The 23,387-nt window shown below is 67.0% G+C and carries 12 protein-coding genes; 8 read left to right on the top strand and 4 right to left on the bottom strand.

The genetic code is table 11. The features are described from left to right. Positions 1–65 precede the first annotated feature (65 nt). The 4 genes from AC2VLV_RS17070 to ubiM all read left to right on the top strand — a co-directional run bounded on the left by AC2VLV_RS17070 (position 66) and on the right by ubiM (position 4,336). Positions 66–989, top strand: coding sequence for a 23S rRNA (adenine(2030)-N(6))-methyltransferase RlmJ (locus AC2VLV_RS17070; RefSeq protein WP_486991102.1), 924 nt, complete (start codon positions 66–68; stop codon positions 987–989). Positions 990–1,200: 211 nt separating this feature from the next. Beyond that, positions 1,201–1,533 carry a YegP family protein gene (locus AC2VLV_RS17065; RefSeq protein WP_486991101.1) on the top strand — a complete coding sequence of 111 codons (333 nt, stop codon included), beginning with the start codon at positions 1,201–1,203 and terminating at the stop codon, positions 1,531–1,533. Positions 1,534–1,624: 91 nt separating this feature from the next. After that, on the top strand, positions 1,625–3,028 hold the full coding sequence (locus AC2VLV_RS17060; RefSeq protein ID WP_486991100.1) for a dihydrolipoyl dehydrogenase: 1,404 nt from the start codon (positions 1,625–1,627) through the stop codon (positions 3,026–3,028). A 78-nt stretch (positions 3,029–3,106) separates the two neighbouring features. Continuing rightward, the gene (gene ubiM, locus AC2VLV_RS17055) at positions 3,107–4,336 is read left to right on the top strand and encodes a 5-demethoxyubiquinol-8 5-hydroxylase UbiM (RefSeq protein ID WP_486991099.1); all 1,230 of its coding nucleotides are present in this window, start codon (positions 3,107–3,109) and stop codon (positions 4,334–4,336) included. Between the two features lie 36 nt (positions 4,337–4,372). Here the strand turns inward: ubiM and cydC are convergent, their stop codons facing one another. Together cydC and cydD are read right to left on the bottom strand one after the other, a co-directional pair. Then, complete coding sequence (cydC, locus tag AC2VLV_RS17050; protein WP_486991098.1) at positions 4,373–6,160, bottom strand: thiol reductant ABC exporter subunit CydC; 1,788 nt, start codon at positions 6,158–6,160, stop codon at positions 4,373–4,375. Continuing rightward, positions 6,160–7,917 (bottom strand): thiol reductant ABC exporter subunit CydD, encoded by a 1,758-nt coding sequence (gene cydD, locus AC2VLV_RS17045; protein WP_486991097.1) that lies wholly within the window; start codon positions 7,915–7,917, stop codon positions 6,160–6,162. The genes cydC and cydD overlap by 1 nt, the downstream gene beginning before the upstream one ends. A 174-nt stretch (positions 7,918–8,091) precedes the next feature. On the opposite strand from cydD, the gene AC2VLV_RS17040 reads away from it, so the two are divergent. From AC2VLV_RS17040 to AC2VLV_RS17025, 4 genes are all read left to right on the top strand, one after another. After that, positions 8,092–8,541 carry an OsmC family protein gene (locus AC2VLV_RS17040; RefSeq protein ID WP_486991096.1) on the top strand — a complete coding sequence of 150 codons (450 nt, stop codon included), beginning with the start codon at positions 8,092–8,094 and terminating at the stop codon, positions 8,539–8,541. A 50-nt stretch (positions 8,542–8,591) separates the two neighbouring features. Further along, positions 8,592–9,242, top strand: coding sequence for a class I SAM-dependent methyltransferase (locus AC2VLV_RS17035; protein WP_486991095.1), 651 nt, complete (start codon positions 8,592–8,594; stop codon positions 9,240–9,242). A 380-nt stretch (positions 9,243–9,622) separates the two neighbouring features. Further along, on the top strand, positions 9,623–17,539 hold the full coding sequence (locus AC2VLV_RS17030; protein ID WP_486991094.1) for an SdrD B-like domain-containing protein: 7,917 nt from the start codon (positions 9,623–9,625) through the stop codon (positions 17,537–17,539). Beyond that, entirely contained in the window at positions 17,536–21,789 is a 4,254-nt protein-coding gene (locus AC2VLV_RS17025; protein WP_486991093.1) for an OmpA family protein, read from the top strand. The genes AC2VLV_RS17030 and AC2VLV_RS17025 overlap by 4 nt, the downstream gene beginning before the upstream one ends. A 6-nt stretch (positions 21,790–21,795) precedes the next feature. Here AC2VLV_RS17025 and AC2VLV_RS17020 read toward each other — a convergent pair whose 3' ends face one another. Both AC2VLV_RS17020 and AC2VLV_RS17015 read right to left on the bottom strand, forming a co-directional pair. Beyond that, positions 21,796–21,933, bottom strand: a complete 138-nt coding sequence (locus AC2VLV_RS17020; RefSeq protein ID WP_486991092.1) for a helix-turn-helix domain-containing protein — start codon at positions 21,931–21,933, stop codon at positions 21,796–21,798. A gap of 64 nt (positions 21,934–21,997) precedes the next feature. Next, positions 21,998–23,387 (bottom strand): type I restriction-modification system subunit M (locus AC2VLV_RS17015; RefSeq protein ID WP_486991091.1); only part of this gene is annotated, 1,390 nt, incomplete at its 5' end.

The raw sequence follows: 23,387 nt of genomic DNA, 5'->3' as shown, positions 1-23,387 counted from the left end.
GCAGATTCAGGACGGCATTGTGCCGCAGGATTTCTCCCCGGCGCGCCAGCGGCTACAGTGCGCACATGCTCGCCTACCGACACGCCTTTCACGCCGGCAACCACGCCGACGTGCTCAAACATCTGGTGCTGGTGCAGGTGCTCCGGCACATGAACCGCAAAGAAAAACCCTATTGGGTGATCGACACCCACGCGGGCGCCGGGGGTTACCCCCTGCACGAAGCGGCGGCGCAGAAAAATGCCGAGTATGCCGAGGGCATCGAGCGCCTATGGAGCCGCAATGACGCACCGGAGGCGGTGCAAGACTACCTCGCGCAGATCCGCGCCTTCAACACCGGCGGCCCGCTCTCAGGAAAACGCCGGGCCGCCCCAAGTTTTCCTGACCCCCTCGGGGGGCGGGTCGGCGAGCCGACCCAGGGGGCACTCATCTACTACCCCGGCTCGCCCGCCGTCGCCCACCAGCTCATGCGGCCGCAAGACAAGCTGCGGCTGTTCGAGCTGCACCCCACCGATCATCGCGTGCTCGACGCCACCTTCGGCGCGCAGCCGGGGGTGCAGGTGCGCTGCGCCGACGGCTTTGTCGCCCTCAAAAGTCTGTTGCCGCCGCAAGACCGCCGCGCCGTCGTGCTGCTCGACCCGTCTTACGAACTCAAGACCGATTACGCCGCGCTGCGCAACACGGTCAGCGACGCCCTGCAGCGCTTTGCCGTCGGCACCTATGCGGTGTGGTACCCGGTGCTGCAGCGGCGCGAGTCGCACCTGCTGCCTCAACAACTGCGCCGCATCGCAGGCCAGGCCGACTGGCTCGATGTGCGCATGCAGGTGCGCGAGCCCGACGCCAGCGGCTTCGGCCTGCTGGGCAGCGGCATGTTTCTCATCAACCCGCCGTGGACGCTGCACGCCACCCTGCGCGAGGTGCTGCCCTGGCTCACCGGGGTGCTCGGGCAGTTCAAGGGGGCGCATTTCGCGCTGGAGCAGCAGGCCGGCTGATCCAGCCCGCGTTGGTTAAAGCGCCGCCGATCTGTCAACTATTGTCAAAAGTTGGGTCGCAAGTCTTGCATTTGTCACAGAACGCGCCGACCATTCGGGGCGTGCGGGGATGCGTCGTCCCTGCCATTCTTTCCATTCGTCCATTGGCGCGCGAGTTGCCCGACAAGCGCCTGCGTCGCCCGGCACCGACTTACCCATCCAGGAGTTCTCTATGGCAGTCAGCTTTGAATTGCACAAAAACGAAAAAGGCCAGTTCCACTTTTCGCTCAAAGCGGCCGATGGCGGCACGCTGCTGAGCAGCGAGCAGTACGAGAGCAAGGCCTCCGCAGAGAATGGCATCGCCTCGGTCAAAAAGAACAGCGTGCTGCCCGAGCGCTTTGAAAAGCAGGTCGCCAGCGACGGCCGCGCCTACTTCAATCTGAAGGCGGCCAACCATCAGGTGGTGGGCACCAGCCCGATGTTCGGCGCCGCCGACAAGCGCGATGCCATGCTCGCCATGGTGCACGCCGAAGCCGAGCACGCCGCCGTGCACGATCACACCTGAAGCGTTTGACCGCGCGGCTTGACCCCGCCCAAAACGGGCGTCAGGCCGCGCCGATAGACTCACGCGAATTCCACTTCACCGGAGTTCATCCGTGCGTCACGTTCGTATCGCCATTCTGGGCGCTGGCTCAGCCGGGCTCACCGCGCTGTCGCAGGTGCGCAAGCACACCGACGATTTCGTCATCATCAACCACGGCCCCTACGGCACCACCTGCGCCCGCGTGGGCTGCATGCCGTCCAAGGCGCTGATCCAGGCCGCCGACGACTTTCATCGCGGCAGCCAGCTGGACACCCTGGGCATCCGCGGCGGCGAGGGCCTCAAGGTCGATCTGCCCGCCGTGCTGCAGCGGGTGCGCGAATACCGCGATGCGCGCGTGGCCGGGGTGCTGGGCGCCACCCACAGCCTGCAGCCTGCGCAGAACATCGCCGGGCGGGCCCGGCTCGACGGGCCGGGTCGCGTCATCGTCACCCACGACGACGGACGCGAAGAAGTCATCACCGCTGACCGCATTCTCATCGCTACCGGCACCCGTCCGGTCGTGCCGCAGGCGTGGCAGGCGTTTGGCAACCGCATTCTCACCACCGACGACCTGTTCGAGCGCCCCGATCTGCCGCGCCGCATCGCCGTGGTCGGGCTGGGGGTGATCGGCCTCGAACTGGGGCAGGCGCTGGCACGGCTGGGCCTGGACGTGCACGGCTTCGAGCTGCGCGAAAGCCTCGGGCCGTTGACTGATCCGGTCATCCAGGCCGAGGCGCAGCGCCGCATCGGCGCCGAATTTCCTCTCCATCTGGGCCGCGCGGTCCAGGTGCGCGAAGGTGCGGCGGGCGCGCTGATCGTGGACGACGGCGAAAGCCCGGTCGAGGTCGATGCCGTGCTGGCAGCCATGGGGCGGCGCACCAACACCGACGGCCTCGGGCTTCAGACGCTGGGCGTGCCGCTCGACGCTCGCGGCCTGCCCGACTTCGACCGCAACACCCTGCAGATCGGCGACCTGCCGGTGTATTTCTGCGGCGACGTGAACGGTGAGCTGCAAGTGCTGCACGAGGCTTCCGACGAAGGTTTCATCGCCGCCTTCAATGCCCTGCACGGAGCGGCGCGCTTTCGCCGCCGCGTGCCGCTGGCCATCGCCTTCACCGATCCGCAGTTCGCCGTGGTCGGCCAGACCTGGCAGGCGCTGCAGGGCAAATCGTTCGCCACCGGCGGGTTCAACTTTGCCCAGCAGGCGCGCGCCATGGCCATGCTGCGTGCGGCCGGACAATTGCATGTGTACGCCGAGCCCGGCAGTGGCAAACTGCTGGGGGCGGAAATGTGCGTGCCCGGTGCCGAGCATCTGGGGCACCTGCTGGCCCTGGCCCTGCAGCGCGACATGACCGTGGCCGAACTGCTCACCCTGCCCTTCTATCACCCGGTACTTGAAGAGGGTTTGCGAGCGGCGTTGCGGGTGTTGGCGCGCGCGGTGTATGGTGAAGCGCCGCTGGAAATGGCGCGGCTGTAAGCGCGGTTGTAAACGCCGCACAAAACCGGTTTGTTCACCGCTTTATCACCCCTAATTACCGTCTCACAGGACTTTGACATGACGTTCGATCTCGCCATCATCGGCGCCGGCCCGGCCGGTCTGTCCATGGTGCGGGCGCTGGCCGGCAGCGGCCTGCGCATCGCCCTCGTCGAGCAGCAAAGCGCGGCCGCGCTGGCCGACCCCCCGTTTGACGGACGCGAAATCGCGCTCAGCCTGCGCACCCTGCGCACCCTGCGCGAATCGGGCGTGTTCGACCATATCGCGCCCGATCAGGTATTTCCGCTCGAGCACGCTGTGGTGCTCAACGGCAACGATCCGCACCCCATGCGCGTATCGCCGCTGCGCGGCAAAACCCAGCTCGGCGCCCTCGTGCCCAATCAGCAGATCCGCCGCGCGGTGTGGGCGGCGGTGCAGGGCCAAAGCGAATACACCCTGTTCGACCAGACCCGTCTGGGCGCGGTGCGCGCCGATGCGCAGGGCGTTGAGCTTGACCTTGAACCGGCGCAGGCATCGGCGCCCGCGACACCGGCCCAAACCATACGGGCGCGGCTGCTGATCGCCGCCGACAGCCGGTTTTCCGAAACCCGCCGCAAGATGGGCATCGGGGCCGACTCGCACGACTTCGGCAAGACCATGCTGGTGTGCCGCATGCAGCATGAGCAACCCCACCACCACACCGCGTGGGAATGGTTCGGCATCGGCCAGACCGTGGCCTTGCTGCCCTTGTCCGAGCACCTCTCGTCTGTGGTGCTCACGCTGCCGCAGCATGAGATGCAGACCTTGCTGGAGCTGCCCGACGCCGACTTCGAGCGCGACATCACCCGGCGCTATCAGGGTCGTCTGGGCGAGATGAAACGCGCGGGCAGCCGTCACACCTATCCGCTGGTCGGGGTTTATGCCCAGCGCTTCGTCGCGCCGCGTTTCGCCTTGATCGGCGACGCCGCCGTGGGCATGCACCCGGTCACCGCGCACGGCTTCAACTTCGGTCTGCACGGTGTCGATCTGCTATCGCGCGAAATTCTGGCCGCCTCGCGTGCGGGCGCCGACATCGCCGCGCCCGAGCGCCTGCAGCGCTTCGAGGCGGCGCATCGCCGCGCCACGCGCCCGCTGTATCTGGCCACGCAAGCCATCGCCACGCTCTACACCGACGACCGCGGCGCGGCCCGCCTGGTACGCCGACTGGTGCTCGATGCCTCCAGCCGCATCGGCCCGCTGCGCCTGGCCATCGCCACGGCGCTGAGCGAAGACGGATTGAGCCTGCGCGGGCTGTTGCCGCGCATGACCTGAACCGGGTGCTGATCTGAATTGCTGATCTGAACTGATTCACAGCGCGTCGTGCAGCGCGCGGAAGGCGCCGCCCTGCCGCGCCAGCAACTCGGCGGGCGCGCCGGTTTCCACCACCCGGCCGGCTTCCATCACCAGTACCCGGTCGACCGCAGCGGGCAGCGCGGCGATGCGGTGGCTGATGAGGAGCACGGTGCGGCCCTGCATCAGTTGCGCAATGTCGCGCAGCAGATCGCGCTCGGTCAGCGCGTCCAGGCCTTCGGTGGGTTCGTCGAGAATGAGCAGCGGCGCATCGCGCAGCAGCGCGCGGGCAATGGCCACGCGCCGCGCCTGACCGCCCGAAAGCCGCATGCCGGCTTCGCCCACCCAGGTTTCATAACCCTCGGGCAGCGCGGCGATGAAGTCGTGCAACTGCGCCGCCTTGCACGCCGCGATCACGTCTTCGGGCGTGGCCTCGGGTTTGGCCAGCATGAGGTTGTCGCGGATCGTGGTGTTGAACAGATAAGTGTCTTGCGAGACCACGGCGATGTGCGCGCGCAGCGCCTCGCCCGGCCAGGCGCGCAGGTCGTGGCCGCCGATGCGCACGCTACCTTCCTGATAGTCCCAGAACCGCAGCAGCGCCTGCACCAGCGTGCTCTTGCCTGCACCGCTGGGGCCGACCAGGGCGACGCGCTCGCCCGCGCGCAGATGCAGACTCAGGCCGTCGAGCGCCCAGGCCGCCTCGCCGCGGGCGCCGGGGTAGCGCAGCCGCAGACCGTCGATCTCGACCTCGGCGCGCTCCCACGGCGGCACGGGCATGTCGGCGGGCTCTTCCACCTGCGGCCGGGCGTCGAGAATGCCGAACACCCGCCGCGCCGCAGCCAAGGTTTCGCCCAGCATCTGCAGCGCCAGCGGCAGCGGCAAAACCGCCTCGAAACTGGAGAGCACGAACAGCGCCAGCATGGGCAGTTCGGCCGGGGTGATGGAGGCATCGGTCACCAGCGGAATGGCCAGCAACAGCGCACCCCACATCGCCAGATGGGCCGACAGCCCGAGCAGGCCCTGTGACAGGCCGGTGGCGCGGCTGAGCTGGCGCTGCTGGCCGATCATGGCGTCGGTCAGCGCGTCGATGCGCTGCGCCTGTCGCGCTACCCCGCCATAAACGCGCAGCTCGCCCAGCCCTTGCAAGCCGTCGACGGCAGCGCTGCGCAATTCGGCGCGCAGCGTAACCAAGCGTCGGCCCGGGCCATGTCCCAGACGGAAGGTGAGCAGGGGCACAGCCACCCCGGCCAGCAGCAGGAACAAGAGGGTGGACGCGGCCACCCGCCCGCTGTAAAGCGCCATCATTGCCAGAATGAGTGCACCGCCCAGCAGCGCCACGCCCACCGGCACGAGCACGCGCAGGTAGAGGTGGTTGAGCGCGTCGATGTCGCTGATGAGGCGGCTGCTCAGGTCGGCGCTGCGAAGCTCTTGCAGCCGCGCCGGGGCCAGCGGCTCCAGCCGCCGGTAAAACCACACCCGCAGTTCCTGCAGCAGCCGGAAGGTGGCTTCGTGAGTGATCAGGCGTTCGATGTAGCGCCCGGCGGTGCGGGTGATGGCCATGCCGCGGATGAAGGCGGCCGGGGTGAAGTAATCCATCGCCGCGCCCACCAGGCCGACCAGCGCCATCTGAGCGATGAACCAGCCCGAAACCGTCATCAGCGCCACATTGGCCAGCAGGGTGAGCAGCGCGGCGAGCGCGCCCCACAGCATCCAGTTGCGATAGGGCAGAAACAGGCCGACGAGCCGCTTCAGGTCGGCGCGGGCCTGGGGCAAATCGAAATCAGGCGGCAGCGGGTTCCAGCGCATCAGGCTTGCTCCTCGGCGGCGGGCTCGTGGGCGCGCACCAGCCGGGCAAAGGCGCCGTCAGCCCTCAGCAGATCGGCGGGCGCGCCTTGTTCGATCACGCGCCCGGCTTCGAGCACCACCACATGGTCGGCCTGCAGCACCGTGCTCAGGCGGTGCGCGGCAAGAATGACGCAGCGCTCTTTTGCCAGGGCCAGAATGGCCTCGCCGACCTGCGCCTGCGTCTGGGCGTCGAGCTGCGCCGTGGCTTCGTCGAGCAGCACCAGCGGTGCGGGCTTGAGCAGCGCCCGCGCCAGCGCCAGACGCTGCACCTGTCCGCCCGACAAGCCCAGGCCGCGCTCGCCCAGCGGGGTGTCATAGCCCTGCGGTAGCGCGGCGATGAAGTCATGCGCCTGCGCGGCGCGGGCGGCACGCTCCACCGCCTCCTGCGGCGGGTCGGACTGGCCCAGCGCGATGTTGTCGCGCACCGAGCCTTCGAACACATGCGGACGCTGCGGTACCCAGGCCACATGCCGCAGCCAGTCGGTGGCGTCGAGCGCGGTCAGCGGCGCTTCATTCACCAGAATGCGCCCGGCTTCGGGCTGCACCAGCGCCATCAGCGCATGCAGCGCGGTGCTCTTGCCCGCGCCGCTGGCGCCCACCAGCGCGGTGAGGCCGCGCGGCTGGGCGGTGAAGCTCACCGCGTCGAGCGCGGGCGGCAGATCGTCGGCGTGGCGCACGGTGACCGCTTCGAAGCGGATCTGCATCTCTTGCGCCGCGTCCAATTTCTGCGTGCCGCCGGTGGCCTGGGCATGCGGCGGAATCGGGGTGTCGAGCAGCTTGAGCAGGTTCTGCGCCGCGCCGATCGCTTCCATGCGGGCGTGGTAGAAGGTGCCCATATTGCGCAGCGGCAGGTAAAACTCGGGCGCCAGAAGCAGCACGAAAAAGCCGTTAAAAAACTGCATCTCACCGTAAAACAGGCGAAAGCCGATAAAAACCGCCACCATCGCAATGCTGATGGTGGACATGAATTCCAGCGCCACAGAAGACAGAAACGCCACCCGCAACACCTTCATGGTGCCGATGCGGTATTCCTCGGTGAGCGCGGCCACCACCTCGGCCTCGTGGCGGCTCACGCCAAACAGCTTGAGCGTCGTCAGTCCCTGCAGCGAATCGAGAAACCGCGCGCTCATGCGTGAGAGCAACTGCCATTGCTGCTGATTGAGGGTTTCCGTGCCCTTGCCGATCAAAATCATGAAAATCGGAATCAGCGGCGCGGTCAACAACAGCACCAGCCCCGACACCCAGTCTTGCGGCAGCACGAACACCAGGATAGAGAGCGGCACCAGCGCGGTGAGCGACATATTGGGCAGGTAGCGCGCGTAATACGCCTCCAGCGCGTCAATGCCGGTCACGATGGTGTTGGCGATGTCGCCGCTGGACTGGCGCGTGAGCCACAACGGCCCCAGCGCCTGCAAATGCTCGTAAAGACGTCCGCGCAAATCGCGCCGCACCTGCGCCGCGGCTTCGAAGGCCACGTTTTCAGACGCTCGCATCAGCGCGAAACGCAGCGCGAAAATCGGCAGCATCGCCGCCAGATAACCCCAGACATCGGCGAGATGCTGATGTTCGATGATGACCGCCGACACCACCCGCGCCAGCAGCCAGGCCTGCACGATGATCAGCCAGCCGGCAAACAGCCCCAGCCCCACGGCGCGGTTGAGCTGCGGACGGATGTCCTTTTTGCGGGCCTTGAGCCAGAGTTCTTCGGAAGTTGCCAAGATAGGGGGAGCAGCGGAGCAATCAGCCGCACGACGGCGCGGCGAAACCAGCATGTTAGAGGGCGGTCCCGCAGCCCTTATCGATCTACAAGTATTAAAGTTGATCGCAAGCGGTCTTGTCTCGACAAACCTTTCCGTGCCGCGACCCCGCCGAGCCCTCAACCTGGAGCTTTCATGGACGATAAACAGCCCCCCAACATCACCCTCAAGCAGATCAACGCCTACCAGTTCGACCTGCACTTTGCCGACGACCGCCCGGCCATCCGCACCGACGAGCCGCCGCCGCTGGGCGAGGGCGCGGGGCCGTCGCCCTCGCACCTGCTGCTCGCCGCCGTGGGCAACTGCATGAGCTCCAGCCTGTATTTCGCCCTGAGCAAATTCAAGCTCGACCCCAAGGGGCTGACCACCACCGCCACGGGCGAGATCGGGCGCAACGAAGCCGGTCGTCTGCGCGTGCTGTCCATCACGGTCGACATTCGCATGGGCGCGGCCGCCGAAGGCATGGAGCGGCTCGACCGCGTGCTGATGCAGTTCGAGCAGTTTTGCACCGTGGGCGAAAGCGTGCGCCAGGGCATTCCGGTGACGGTTTCGGTGTTTGACGGCGCCGGGCAAAAACTCAAATAACTCCGCAAAATGGCGGCATTGCTTTTGCCAATTTCAGCCCATACCGCGCCATGACCCCGCACACCCCCGCCACGCCGCCCGCCGGCAGTTTTGCCGATCCGCGCGAAACCTGGAACGCCCGCTTCGCCAAGCCCGGCCTGCATTACGGCGCCGAGCCCAACGCCTTTCTCGTGCGCGAATCCGCGCGTTTTGCTCCCGCCAGTCGCATCCTCAGCGCGGCCGACGGCGAAGGCCGCAATTCCATCTGGCTGGCGGAGCAGGGCCACCACGTCACCGCGTTCGACCTCTCGCCCGTCGCCGTCGATAAAGCCCGCCGCTGGGCGCAGGAGCGCGGCGTGTCGGTGGACTTTCACGTCGCCTCGGTGGATGAATGGGCCTGGACGCCCGATCAATTCGATGCCGTGGTGGCCATCTTCGTGCAGTTCGCCGACCCCGCGTTGCGCGAGCGTCTGTTCTCCGGCCTGTGGCGCACCCTCAAACCCGGCGGCCTGCTCTGCGTGCAGGGCTACGCGGTGAAACAGCTCGAATACGGCACCGGCGGCCCCGGCCGAGCCGACCATCTCTACACCCCCGAACTGCTGCGCGAGCTGCTGCCCGAGGCCGACTGGTTGCTGCTGCAAGAGCACGAAGCCACCCTGCAGGAAGGCACGGGCCACGTTGGGCGCTCGGCGCTGGTCGATGCGGTAGCGCGCAAGCGCTGAGGGGCGAAAGCGAAGGCAACCGTCGTGTCCTCACGTTTCGGAGGAATGTTGCAAGTCTGTAACAGACTGTCCCCAGCAGCTCTTTGAAAGGCGTTCGCCCGCCGCCAATTCACTTGTTTCATGTCAACGATTTGTGAACATTATGAAACATTTGTAGAATGTTGCTTCAAATTTACATTACATAAAGTAACCGTTCATTACGATTCTGCCCTTCAGCGATACCTGAGATCGGGTCGGGCAAAGCGGTTCACGCGTCATGTGGCGTTGTGAGCAAAAACCGTAGTAATTGGGCGGTGCATGGCGCAGTTGTAGTTTGCCCCGCCAGCTTCAGCCCCTGAGACGGGTCCGGTGTCGCCTCGACATATTCATGGGGTGGACGGATGTCTGACATCACAGCGGGGTTGGGTAAGTTCGGAATCGGGCGGCAAAGCATCGCGCGCTGGATCACTGGCGTTGCGCTGATCTGTGCGGCGGCTCCGGCCTGGGCTGCGGTGGATCTGGTAGTCAACAACACCGATACCGGCTATGACCCCGTCGCGGCGGGCGGCGTGGTGCAGTACACCGTTCGTATCGACAACAATGGGAGCACCGCGGCCACCGGCGTCACGCTCTCCGATACCTTGCCCAGCGGGGTGGATTTTGTCAGTTCCAGCAGCACGCAAGGCAGTTGCAGCGCGCCCTCGGGCGGCGTGGTGTCGTGCGCGATCGGTGACCTCGCGTCGCTTGGTTCGGCCACGGTGGAACTGCGCCTGCGCACCCGCGCTGCCGGGCTGATCACCAATACGGCCACGGCAACCTCCGCGGAGACGGACACCGACAACGCCAACAACACCAACATCACCCAGCAGACCACGGTCACGCAAGGCGCCGATCTGGCGCTTTCGGTCACGCCCAGCGCGACCAGCGTGTCGTCCGGCGGCGCCTTGTCTTACTCGTTCAGCGTCACCAACAACGGGCCAGACACCGCCAGCGCCATTCAAGTCAGCGCGAATCTCCCGCCGGGCTTCAATGCCACCGGCTCACTGCCTTCCGGATGCGGCGTCAGCAGCCAGACCCTGACCTGCAACCTCTCCTCCACCTTGGCGAACGGGGCCGCCGCCAATATTGGCCCGGTCAACGGCACGGTATCGGCCGCTGGGGGCTCGACGCTCACCCTGTCTTCCAGCGTCAGCATCACCTCGTCCTCGGCTCCGCAAGACCCGGTGAGCAGCAACAACACCGTCACCGCAAATGTGCAGGTCACCCCGGGCAGCGATGTCCGCCTGAGCAAAACGGCCTCGGTGTCGTCTCCCGTGCTGGTGGGCAGCACTTTCAACTATGTGCTGTCCAGCTATTACACCGGTGACAACCCCGCAAACCTGAGCATCAGCGACACGGTGCCGTCGAATTTTCAAATTCTGAATGCGGCGAACTTCACCAGCAATGGCTGGTCGTGCACGGTCAGCGGGCAAATGGTGAGCTGCAGCCGCGCCCAGGGCGGCAGTGCCGCGGGCAATAACGTCGCAATCGGCAGCATCACCCTCCAGGTGCAGGCTACGAGCGCGGGCAATGGCGTGGTCAACACGGCCAGCGTCAGCAGCAGCACGTCCGACCCGAACCCGTCCAACAACAATGGGCAGGTCAGCCTGAACGTGGTCGAGCCCACGGCCGATCTGAGCGCGAGCAAGGCCGGTCCGAGTCCGGCACTGGCGAGTACCGGATCAAACTGGACCTGGACGGTTTCGATGCGCAACAGCGGCCCGGCCGCGCTCACCGGCACCGCACGATTGGTCGATACCGTGCCTGTGGGCATCACCGTGCAGGCCTATACCGCAACCAACGGCTGGAGCTGCGCTCCGGCTGCGCCCTTCACCGCAGCCAGCGGCAACCAGACCATCACCTGCACACGCGAATACACCGCAGCCAGCCCGCTGGCTGCGGGCGCTTGGACGCCGCAGATCAGCTACGAAGTCGGCGCTGCAAACGCGGGGAATTATGTGAACTCGGTCTGCGCGTCGTCCGCCGCGTCGTCAAGCGGCACGCCGCCGCCCGACGGCAACAGCGCCAATGACTGCGCCAGCCACAGCATGACGGTGCAGGCTGCGGCCGATTCGGCCGACCTCAGTCTGAACAAGACCGCCAGCCCCGCCACGGTCGCGGCGGGCGACGTGCTGACTTACACGCTGGAAATCGTGAATGCCGGGCCAAAGGCCTCGAACGACGTCACACTCAGCGACACCCTCGATACGCTGATCAACAGCGGTGCGGGGCCGACCGGCCAGGGCTTCATCGACGCCACGATCAGCGCGGGCAACGCCACCGGTGGCAGCTGTACCTCAACGGCTTCTGGCAGCAACGCACGCAATCTGAACTGCAGCTTCACCAGCGTCCCCGTCTGTACGGCGGGCAGCAACTGCCCGGTGGTGACGGTGCGGGTGCGGCCGGGCGGCGATGGCGGTTCGCGCACGAATACCGCTTCGGTGGTGTCGAACACGGTGGCCGATCCGGTCGGCAGCAACAACTCCGCGAGCGCCGCGAATACCGTCGATCCGCGCGCCGATGTCACCGTGAGCAAGTCGGCGTCTCCCAGCTCTGGCGTTGCCGGACAGAACCTCACTTATGTGGTCACTGCCCGGAACAACGGCCCGAGCCGTGCGCAGACCGTGGGCATCAGCGACACGCTTCCTCTGGACGTGACTTTCGTTTCGGCCACGCCCTCGGGCGGTGGCAGTTGCGGCACACAGCCCACGGCGGGCAGCACAACGGCCTCGGGCAACCGCACCCTGGTCTGCTCCTGGAGCAGCATCGGCAACGCGGCGCAGCAAACGGTCACCGTGGTCGTGCGCCCCAATACGGCCACCCGCGGCACGACGCTGACCAACAGTGTCAGCGTGAGCACGGCCACCACCGAGACCGACGCGACCAACAACAGCGCGAGCGTGGATGTGCCGGTCGCAAACCCGGTGCTCGACCTGCTGGCCAATGTGGTCGACAACCCCGACCCGGTCGCGGTGGGCGACGCCATGGTCTACACCTATACCGTGACCAACAACGGCCCGTCGTACGCCGAAAACGTGCAGATCAGCGCCGTGCTGCCGAATGCACGCCTGAGCTATCAGTCAGTTACCGCGCCGAGTGGCGTAACTTGTACGGCACCTTCAGTGGGCTCTTACAGCGGCACGGTGGCGTGCGCCATGGGCGGATTGGCGGCTGGCAGCAGCCGTTCCGTCACAGTGCAACTGCTCGCCACAGCCAAAGGCACGACCACGACCCAGCTCACCGTCAGTTCCGACGAAACCAATGCTGGCTATGACTCGCTGCTGGGCAACAACACGGTCACGGAGCAGACGACCGTGCGCAACAAGGCCGATGTCGCCGTCACCTCGAAGACTGCCTCCGCGGCAACCGTGGGTCTGCGCGAGGCGTTCGCCTACAGCATTACCGTGGTCAACAACGGCGCTGGCGCGGCCGATGCCGTGGTGCTGCAGGACACCCTGCCCACCGGCATGGTGCTCACCGGCGCGCCCACGGTCACCGTGGGCAGCGCGACTGATTTTCCTTCGCTGCCGACCGCGCCCTGTAGCGGCAACGCGGGCGCCTCGGCATTCAGTTGCGCCTTCGGCGACGATGTCGCCAACGGGGCGACCGCCACCGTGACCGTGCCCGTGAAGGTGATCACGCCGCCCTTGACCAACCCCGGCACGTTGACCAACACGGCCAACATCACCACCAGTTCGAAAGACGAAGTCGCGAGCAACAACAGCGCCAGCGGCGCCGTGCAGGTGCAGACAGCCAGCCTGGCCGGATCGGTCTATGCCGACAACAACGACAGCGGCGCACGCGATGCGGGCGAGTCCGGCATCGGCTCGGTGACCGTGCGCCTGACCGGCAGTGCGCCCGACGGCAGCGCGGTGAGCGTGAGCACGACCACCGCCGCAGACGGCAGCTACAGCTTCACCGGCCTGCCCGCTGGCACCTACACGCTCACTGAAACCCAGCCATCGGGCTGGTTCGATGGCAAAGACACGGCGGGCAGCGCCGCAGGCACCGTGGCAGCGCCCCCGGCCGATCAGATCAGCAACATCGTGCTGGCTTCAAACACGGCGGCCACGGGTTATCTGTTTGGCGAGTTGCCGCAGTCCAGCATCGCCGGACGGGTGTACCGCGACCTGAACAACGATGGCGTCATCCAGGGTGGTGAAACCGGCATTGCCGGTGTCACCATGACCCTTAGCGGCACCGATGACCAGGGGCAGACCGTCAACCTGACGCAGGTGACCGACGCGTCCGGCAACTACGCGTTCACCGGTCTGCGTCCCGGCAGTTACAGCCTGAGCGAAACCCAGCCCACCGCCTTTCTGCCGGGCAAGGCCACGGCCGGCACGGGCGTGACGGCGCCCGGCGCCGCGTCGGCCAGCGGCAACGGAATTTCCGCCATCAACCTGGGCCTGGGGCAAGCCGGTACGGGCTTCAATTTCGGCGAGCTGCCACCGGCCAGCCTGTCGGGCCTGGTGTATGTCGATGCCAACCGCAACGGCGTGCACGATGCGAGCGAAACCGCCGGGATCGGCGGCGTGACACTGACGCTCACCGGCACGGATGACCTGGGCGCAGCCGTCTCGCTGACCACCCAGTCCGCCGCCGACGGCAGCTACCAGTTTGCCAGTCTGCGCCCAGGAACCTACACCGTGACCGAAGCCCAGCCCGCGCAGTGGAGTGATGGCGGCGAACAGGTCGGCACGATCAACGGCAGCCCGCGCGGCACCGCAGGCAACGACACGATCAGCGGCATCACCCTGGGCGCGGGCGAGGGCGCCGTGCAGTACGACTTCGGTGAAATCGGTCAGGGTCTGGCAGGCTTCGTGTACGTCGATCTGCAAGGCAATGGCGTGCGCGACGCGGGTGATCCGGGCATTGCGGGGGTCACCGTCACCGCCACCAATACCGCCACCGGCGTGGTCTCCACCCAGACCACCGACAGCACCGGCGCCTATCTGTTCAGCGATCTGCCTGCGGGCACCTACAACCTGGTCGAAACGCAGCCCGCCGGTTATGCCGATGGCAGCGACCAGCCGGGATCGCTGGGCGGCACGGCGTCCGGGCCGGACAGTCTGCAAGGCATCAATCTCGGCGTGAATCAGGTCGGGACCAACTACAACTTCGGCGAGGTTGGTGCACAGCTTGCGGGCAGCGTGTTCATCGACGGCAACGCCAACGGCGTACGCGACCCTGGCGAGGCCGGCATCGCCGGTGTGACGGTCACCCTGAGCGGTGTCGATCTCAATGGCGCCGCGGTGACGCGCTCCGCTGTGACCGATGCCAGCGGCGCCTATGCGTTCACCAATCTGCTGCCGTCAAACGCGGCCGGCTACACCCTGACCGAAGCCCAGCCCGACGCCTATGCCGACGGCGCCGAGCAGGTGGGCAGCCTGGGGGGAACTGCAGGCGCGGCGGGCTCCAGCGTCATCTCGGGCATCGTCATGGCCGCGGGCCAAAGCGGCACGGGCTACAACTTCGGCGAGCGCACCGGCGTTCTGACAGGCGTGGTGTATGCCGATACCAACAACGATGGCGTGCGCGACGCGGGCGAGCCCGGCCTGGGCGGCGCGGTGCTGCAACTCACCGGGCGCGACGTCAACGGCAATGCGGTCGATCTGCGCGCCACCACCGCGGCCGACGGCAGCTATGTGTTCAGCGGCCTGAGCAAGGCCGATGCCGCGGGCTACACCCTGGTCGAAACCCAGCCTGCGGGCTACCTCGACGGCAAGACCACGCCGGGGCTGATCGATGGCGCCGCCTGCACGGCCTGCGTCAGCACTCAGCCCAACCAGATCGGCGCGATTCCGTTCGACCCGGCGCAGGTGTTCACCGCGTTCAACTTCGGCGAAATCGCGCCCGCCAGCCTGTCCGGCCGCGCGTTCGATGACGTCAACGGCAATGGCGTGTTTGATGCGGGCGAAGGGCTGGCCAATGTCACCCTCACCCTGACCGGCACCGACGACCGCGGCCAGCCCGTCAGTCTCACCGTGGTCACCGATGCGCAAGGCGCCTATCAATTTACCGGCCTGCGTCCCGGCACCTATACCGTCACCGAAACCCAGCCAGTCGGTCTGGCCGATGTCGGCGTGCGTGCGGGCAACGCCGGGGGCGCGACGACCACCAATCAGGTGTCTTCCATCGTGCTGACACCAGGAACGGCGGCCGCCGGCTACGACTTCCTCGACCACGGCGCGATGCTGGCGGGCAAGGTCTTTCTCGACCGCAACGCCAATGGCGCTGCCGACGCGGGCGAGCCCGGCATCGGCGGCGTCACCGTCACCCTCAGCGGCGCGCAGTCGCGCACCACCGTGACGGCCGCAGACGGCACCTACCAGTTCACCGGGCTGGTTGCCGGCAGCTACAACCTCACCGAAACCCAGCCTGTGCTCTATCAGGACGGCGGTTCGCTGCCCGGCAATGTGGGCGGCACTGCGGGCACTAACGCCATCACCGGCATCGCGCTGGCCGCGGGCGCCGCGGCGACCGGCTACGACTTTGCCGAGCGGACCGGCGCCGTGGGTAGCATCACCGGCTCCGTCTGGCTCAACCAGCCCGGCGGCGGCGAAAACCGGCAGGACGCCGGCGAGCCCGGTCTGGTCGGCTGGATCGTGACGCTGTACCAGAACGGCCAGCCGGTCTCCGGGGTCAACCCGGCGCGCACCGACGCCAATGGCCGCTACGCCCTGGCCGACGTTCCCGCAGGTTCCGGCTACGACCTGCGCTTCCAGAGCCCAAGCGGGGCCTACTACGGTTACCCCGTTTCGCAGGACGCCAACCCGCAGTGGAACGGATCGGTCGATCCGACGGCCGCCATACCGGCGATCTCCGGCATCACCGTGGGCTCGGGCGTGACGGTCACGCAACAGGATCTGCCGATCGATCCTTCCGGCGTGGTGTACGACAGCGTCACGCGTCAAACCGTGCCCGGCGCCGTGGTCACCCTGCTGGGGCCGAACGGCCAGCCGGTTGACCCGCAGCATCTCGTCGGCGGCAGCGCCAACGTGAGCCAGACCACGGCAGCCGATGGCTTCTACCAATTCCTGCTGATGCCGTCGGCTCCCGCCGGCACCTATCAGCTGCAGATCCAGCCGCCCGCGGGCTATTTGCCGCCGCCTTCGAGCATTCACCCGCCCACCGGCGCGGTGCTCACCGTGCCGCAGGGCAACGCGCCCTATGTGGTTTCGCCGCTCTCCGGGCCACCCGCCAGCGGCGCACTGCCCCCCTATTACCTCGCCTTCGGGCTGGCGCCCGGCTCGGCGGGCGTAGTGGGCAACCACGTGCCGCTCGACCCGGTGCTGCAAGGCGCGCTGAGCGTGCGCAAGACCACGCCCAAGGTCAACGTGGTCAAGGCCGAACTGGTGCCCTACACCATCACCCTGACCAACACCCTGGGCGCCGCGCTGAGCAACATCACCGTGCGCGACCAGGTGCCGCCGGGCTTCAAGTACCGCAGCGGCAGTGCCCGCATCGACGGCGTGCCCGCCGAGCCGGTGATCTCAGGTCGTGACCTGAGCTGGCCTGGCCAGAGTTTCGCCCCCAACCAGGTGCGCAGCGTGCAGCTCGTGTTGGTCGTGGGCAGCGGGGTGGGCGAGGGCGAGTACGTCAACCAGGCCTGGGCGATCAATGCGCAGGCCAACCGCCCCGTGTCGAACATCGGCACGGCGGCGGTACGCATCGTGCCCGATCCCACATTCGACTGCGCCGATCTCATCGGCAAAGTCTTCGACGACCGCAACGCCAACGGCGTACAAGACGTCGGCGAACCGGGCCTGCCCGGCATTCGCCTGGCCACGCCCCGCGGCCTGCTGGTGACCACCGACGCGCAAGGCCGCTACCACGTGCCTTGCGCCGCCATGCCGCAGCAGGCCCGCGGCGCCAACTTCGTCATGAAGCTCGACACCCGCACCCTGCCCACCGGCTACCGTCTGACCACGGAAAACCCCGGCGATGTGCGCGTAACGGCGGGCAAGATGGTCAAGCTCAACTTCGGCGCCACCATCCACCGCGTGGTGCGCATCAGCGTCAACGCCGCGGCCTTCGCCGCACAGGGCGACGCGCTGCAACCGAGCTGGACGGCCGAGTTGGCCAAGGTCCAGGCCCAGTTGCGCGAGCGACCCTCGGTCGTGCGGTTGGCCTACCGCCTCAGTCCGGGCGAGTCTCCAGGCCTGGCGCAGCAACGCCTGGACGCCTTGCGCGAACGCATCGAAAAAGACTGGTCGCAACTGGGGCGCGCTTATCCCCTGGCGATCGAAACCGAAATTGTCGAGGTTCAGCCATGATGGCGTTTCGTCGCAAACCCCTCACCGCGCTCATCTGTCTGGCGCTGGGCACCCCCTTCCAGAACGGTTTCGCGGCGCAAGCCAGCGAAGACTCCGCGCTCTGCGCGCCGGAAGATGAAGGTTGCCACTCCCGCGTTCGCGGCCGCATGATCGACGACGCGAGCAGCTACGCCGCCGAGCCGCCGCCGTCCAGCGAGGCCGAAAGCGCCACGCTCGCCGCCAGCGGCCTGTCGCCCAGCGACTTGCGCCGCATGCGTGCGGCAGCGGCGCAGCCATCACCGCAGACCGGTCAAAGCGGTGCAGCCGCCCAGCCCCCGGCCACCGTGGCCGTGCAAATCGATGACGCCGCTCAGGCCGGTTTCCGGTCGGGCAGCGCCGAACTGACCGAGTCCGCCAAAGCGGCGCTCGACGCCCTGGCCGCCCGCCTGTCCGACATCCAGATTCGCAACGTGCGCGTCGTCGGCCATACCGACAATCAGCGCATCGGCGTGCCGCTGCGCTCGGTCTACGCCAGCAACCAGGCGCTGTCCGAGGCGCGGGCTGCCGCCGTGGCGGGCTACCTCATGCGCAAACTCGGTCTTGCGGCCGACAAGTTCGCCATTTCCGGCCAGGGCGACAGTGCGCCGCTGGCCAGCAATGCCACACCCGAAGGCATGGCGCGCAACCGCCGTGTCCAGATCGAAGTCTGGGGCGCCCAGCGCGTGGCCGCCCCGGTGCCGGCCGTCCCGGTGGCACCCCCAGTGGCTGCGCCCGTGAGCCAAAGTCTGTGCGGCGGCGAAACGCAGCCCGCGGTCGATCCCGCCGCGCCCTTTCTGGTGAGCGTCGATGGCGCTCCGCTGGGCGCGCAAGCTCCCAGCGAGGCCGACCGGCAACGCTGCGTCGACGTGGCACTGGCGAAAGATCAAGTGCAAGTGCGTTACGACCCGCTGCAGCTCACGCCCGCCCTGAACGCCTGGGCCGTGCCCAACGGGGCCGAGCGCGGGCAGCCCGTCACCTTCCGCACCTGGACCAACTACGCCGCGTGGATCAAGCGGGCTGAAATCCGCATCTACGCCCAAGAGCCCGCGCCCGACACCGCGCCGCTGGCCGTGCTGCCCGTCGCACTTGGCGCAGCAACCCAGTGGACAGCGCCCGTCGATGCGCCGTCTCAGCTCTATTACCTCGTGCGCGTGGAAGACGCGCAAGGCCGCTTCGATCAAACTCTGCCCAAACCGCTGACGTTGGTGACGCACCGCACCGCCCACGCCGATCTGCAAAGCGCCAAACGCGAGGCCGAGATCGGTTACGGCAAGAACAACCGCGCCATCGCCAACATTCCGGTGCAGGGCGGCACAGTCACCATCAATGGCCGCGCGCCGAGCGAGAAGGCCGCCGTCACCGCGCTGGGCAGCCAGATTCCCGTGGGCCGCGAAGGCAAGTTCGTCACCCAGCAGATCCTGCCCGTCGGCAGCCATGCGGTCGTGGTGCGCATCGACGACCCCGCCGCCGCCGAGCCCGAGACGACCTATCGGCGCAACATCGTCATTCCTCAAACCGCCTGGTTCGGCGTGGCCGTGGCCGATCTCACCGTGGGCCATGGCAGCGGCTCGGCCCATGCCACCCTGGTCGATCCCACCCTGACCAACGAGGTGAAGAACGGCTTTGCCGATGGCCGTCTGGCCTTCTACACCAAGGGCGCGTTCGCCAACGGCTACCGCCTCACCGCCTCGGCCGACACCCGCGAGCAGCCGCTGGCCGACCTGTTCAGCAATTTCGCACGCAAAGACCCGCGCTATCTGCTGCGGCGCATCGACTCCGATCAGTACTACCCCGTTTATGGCGACGACTCCACCGCCCTTGACGACGCTCCCACGCAGGGCAAGTTCTACGTCAAGGTCGAGAAGGACGACAACTCGGTGATGTGGGGCAACTTCATCACCGCCTGGTCCGGCTCCGATCTCACGCAGTATTCGCGCGGTCTGTACGGCGCCAATGCGCTTTGGAAGTCAGCCGCAACCACCACGCAGGGCGAGCGCAGCACCAGCGTCAACGCCTTCGCCGCAGACCCCGGCACCGTGGGCGCGCGCGACGACTTCCGCGGCACCGGCGGCTCGCTCTACTACCTGCGCCGCCAGGACGTCACCGTGGGCTCCGAGCGCGTCTGGGTCGAAGTGCGCGACCGGAACTCCGATCTGGTGCTGCAGCGCGTCCTGCTCGTACCCGGCTCCGACTACGACCTCAGCTACCTGCAGGGCCGCCTGCTGCTCAACCAGCCCCTGTCCTCCGTGGCCGATGGCGCGGGCCTCGTGCGCAACGGCAGCCTGTCGGGCAATCCGCAATACCTCGTGGTGACCTACGAGTTCGTGCCGGGCATGACCGAGGTCGATCAGCTCGCCACCGGCCTGCGCGCCGAACACTGGTTCAACGACCATGTGCGGCTGGGCCTCACCAACTACCACCAGGCCGGAGACGGCATCGGACAGACCCTCAGCGGCCTCGACGCTACGCTGCGCTACAAGCCCGGCACCTGGCTGCGGGCCGAAGTCGCGCGCTCCAAAGGCGCGGGCGCCGGCACGCTCAGCTCCATCGACGGCGGTTTCGACTTTGCCAGTCGCCAGGTGGCGCCCGGCTCGCGGGCCGATGCCAAAAAGATCGAGGCCGAAGTCGCCCTGGCCGACCTGCGCGAAGGGCTTGGCGGCAAGCTCGGCGCCTACTGGAAAGACCGCGAGGCCGGATATTCCGCACCCGGGCAGATCGCCATCGGCGGCGAGGCCGTGATTCAGCGCGGAGCGCGCGCCGAAGTTCCGGTCGGCAACGATACGCAAGTCTCGCTCAAGATCGACCAGCGGCTGGCCAGCAGCCAAGACACCAAGCTCGCCGAAGCTGAAGTGCGCCAAGAGGTGACCCCGAACTGGACCGCCAGCGTGGCCGTGCGCGCCGAAGACCGCGGCGTGGCCGACACCGCGCTCATCCTCAGCCCCATCCTGGCCGAAAACGGCAACCGCACCGACGCTGCCGCCAAGCTCGACTACCACCCGGCCGCCGAGCCCGGCGGCAGCGGCCTGGCGCCCTGGAACGTCTATGGCTTCGGCCAGAAAACCCTCAACCGCACCGGCACCCGCAGCGAGAACGATCGCGTGGGTGCGGGCGGCGGATGGCAGGCCACCGACCGCCTGCGCCTGAACGCCGAAGTCTCCGACGGCGACGGCGGCGTGGGCGGCAAGCTGGGCAGCGACTACCGCGTCGATGACCGCAACAACGTCTATCTGCAGTACCTGATGGAAACGCAGCGCCCTGATCAGCTCTACAGCGGGCGCTTCGGCACCCTGCTGGTCGGTTCGCGCAGCAAGCTCAACGACCGCGTCAGCCTGTACGAAGAAACCCGACGCACCACCGGCACGGGCCAGGCCGGGCTGTTGCATGCCTTCGGCGTCGATCTTGTGCCGACCGAGCGCTGGAGCGTCGGCCTCAAGATGGAAGCCGGCACCCTCAGCGACCCGCTCAACGGCGATCTCAAGCGTCGCGCCGCAGCCGTGTCCCTCGGGTACAAAGACAATGACACCGTCTATGCCTCCAGCCTCGAATACCGCCGCGACCAGAGCAACCTCACCGGCGGGCGCACCTCCTGGCTCACCCGCAACAGCTTCGGCCAGCAGCTCACCGCCGCCTGGCGCCTGCTGGGCAAGCTCGACCTCGCCCGCAGCAGCGCCAGCCAAGGCGCGTTTTTCGATGGCGACTACACCGAGGGCGTGATCGGCGCGGCCTATCGCCCGGTGGACAACGACCGCTGGAACACACTGATCAAGTACACCTATTTCTACGACCTGCCCTCGCCCGGCCAGCTCTCGCCCAGTTCGGGCGTGCAGACCACCACCGTGGCCGACTACAGCCAGCGCAGCCAGGTTCTCTCCGCCGACACCATATGGGACGCGAACGACTGGCTGTCCCTCGGCGCAAAGCTCGGCTATCGCTGGAGCAGCCTGCGCCCCAGCCGCGATGCCGGCGACTGGTTCTCCAGCAGCGCCAGCCTCGTGGTGCTGCGCGGCGAGTGGCACTTCGTGCGCGAATGGAGCGGCCTGGTCGAGTGGCGGCGCCTGCACGCCAAAGAGGCCGGCGATACCCAGAGCGGGGCGTTGCTGGCCGTGTACCGGCGCATGAACGAGCACGTCAAAATGGGCGTCGGCTACAACTTCACCAACTTCTCCGACAACCTCACCGACCTGTCCTACAACAACCGGGGCGTATTCCTCAACGTGCTGGCCACCTACTGACACGGGTCACGGACGGGTGGCCAGCCGCGCCGCCACCGCCCGTTTCAACGACGCATGTACGGCGGAAGTGGCCAACCCGGTTTGCGCCGCCAGCTCCGCATAGCCCGCCGCCTCGTCGCCTCGGCTGAGCAAGGCCAGCAGCACGAACAAATCCTGCGGTTTGAAAACCGGCTACTGATCCCACCTCACCCGCCGACAAAGGCCCGGCTCAGGATGGATCGGCACAGGCGCTCGGCGCGCTGGAGATGGGCGCCGACGGCAACAGCGGCAAGCCGAGTTCCTTGAGGAAGGCGTTGTGCTGCGCCGTCGCCTGTTCGATGGCTTGCTCGATGTCCACCAGGCTCGCATGCGTCGCCGTCAGGTCGATCTCCGCCTCGCCTACCGCCGTGCTGATGTAACGGGAGATATTGAGGTTGAAGTCGTTCTTCTCGATCTCCGGCATCTCCACCCGGCGTGAGTAGCGCGCTTCTTCCTCTCGGAACTGATAGGTCTTGATGATCTTGGCGATGTGCTCGTCGGTCAGCTGGTTCTGGCGCTTGCCTTTGACGAAGTGCTCGGCGGCGTTGATGAAAAGCACGTCGTCCGGCTTCTTGCACTTCTTGAGCACCAGAATGCACACCGGGATGCCGGTGGAATAGAACAGATTGGCGGGCAGGCCGATCACCGTGTCGATGTGGCCGTCCTTGAGCAGCTTGGTGCGGATGCGTTCTTCCGCCCCGCCCCGAAACAGCACGCCGTGCGGCAGGATGATCGCCATCACGCCTTCGTCTTTCAGAAAGTGGAAGCCGTGCAGCAGAAAGGCAAAATCGGCGGCGGACTTGGGGGCGAGGCCGTGGCTTTTGAAGCGCACGTCGTCGGCCAGCGCGTCGGTCGGCTCCCAGCGGTAGCTGAAGGGCGGGTTGGCGACGACGGCGTCGAAGCTCGGCTTCCTGGCCGGGTTCTGCTCGCGCAGCATGTCCCACTCGTTGAGCAGGGTGTCGCCGTGGTAGATCTCGAACTCGGTGTCTTTCACCCCGTGCAGCAGCATGTTCATGCGCGCGAGGTTGTAGGTGGTGATGTTCTTTTCCTGGCCGTAAATTTTGCCGATGGCACCGCCGGCCTGGGTCACCTTCTTGCGCACGTTGAGCAGCAGTGAGCCCGAGCCGCAGGCCATGTCCAGCACGCTGTCCAGCCGCTTCTTGGCGCCGGTTTTCGGTTCCTGACTGTCCAGCGTGACGATGCCCGAAAGGATGCTGGAAATCTGCTGCGGGGTGTAGAACTCGCCCGCCTTCTTGCCACTTCCTGCGGCAAACTGGCCGATCAGGTATTCATAGGCATCGCCCAGCGCGTCGATGTCGGTGGAGAACGCCGCCAACCCTTCGGCGATCTTCTGGATGATGGTGCAGAGCTTGGCGTTGCGATCAGCGTAGGTCTTGCCGAGCTTGGGCGAACTCAAGTCGATCTCTGAGAACAGCCCCTGAAACGTGCTCTCGAAGGATTCCGTCTCGATGTATTTGAAGCCCGCTTGCAGGGTGTTGAGCAGCTCCGGGCTTTGGGTGCGGGCGAGGTTGGCGATGCTGTTCCACAGGTGCGAGGGCTGGATGACGTAATGCACCTTG

The sequence above is a fragment of the Thiomonas sp. TH-17 genome (assembly GCF_057473305.1).
The sequence above is the reverse complement of the archived record's forward strand: the minus strand, read 5'-3'. Positions and strand labels throughout refer to the sequence as shown.

Coding starts and splice junctions, on each gene's coding strand:
- AC2VLV_RS17070 (WP_486991102.1), top strand. CDS start 66: ATGCTCGCCTACCGACACGCCTTTCACGCCGGCAACCACGCCGACGTG.
- AC2VLV_RS17065 (WP_486991101.1), top strand. CDS start 1,201: ATGGCAGTCAGCTTTGAATTGCACAAAAACGAAAAAGGCCAGTTCCAC.
- ubiM (WP_486991099.1), top strand. CDS start 3,107: ATGACGTTCGATCTCGCCATCATCGGCGCCGGCCCGGCCGGTCTGTCC.
- cydC (WP_486991098.1), bottom strand. CDS start 6,160: ATGCGCTGGAACCCGCTGCCGCCTGATTTCGATTTGCCCCAGGCCCGC.
- AC2VLV_RS17040 (WP_486991096.1), top strand. CDS start 8,092: ATGGACGATAAACAGCCCCCCAACATCACCCTCAAGCAGATCAACGCC.
- AC2VLV_RS17035 (WP_486991095.1), top strand. CDS start 8,592: ATGACCCCGCACACCCCCGCCACGCCGCCCGCCGGCAGTTTTGCCGAT.
- AC2VLV_RS17030 (WP_486991094.1), top strand. CDS start 9,623: ATGTCTGACATCACAGCGGGGTTGGGTAAGTTCGGAATCGGGCGGCAA.
- AC2VLV_RS17025 (WP_486991093.1), top strand. CDS start 17,536: ATGATGGCGTTTCGTCGCAAACCCCTCACCGCGCTCATCTGTCTGGCG.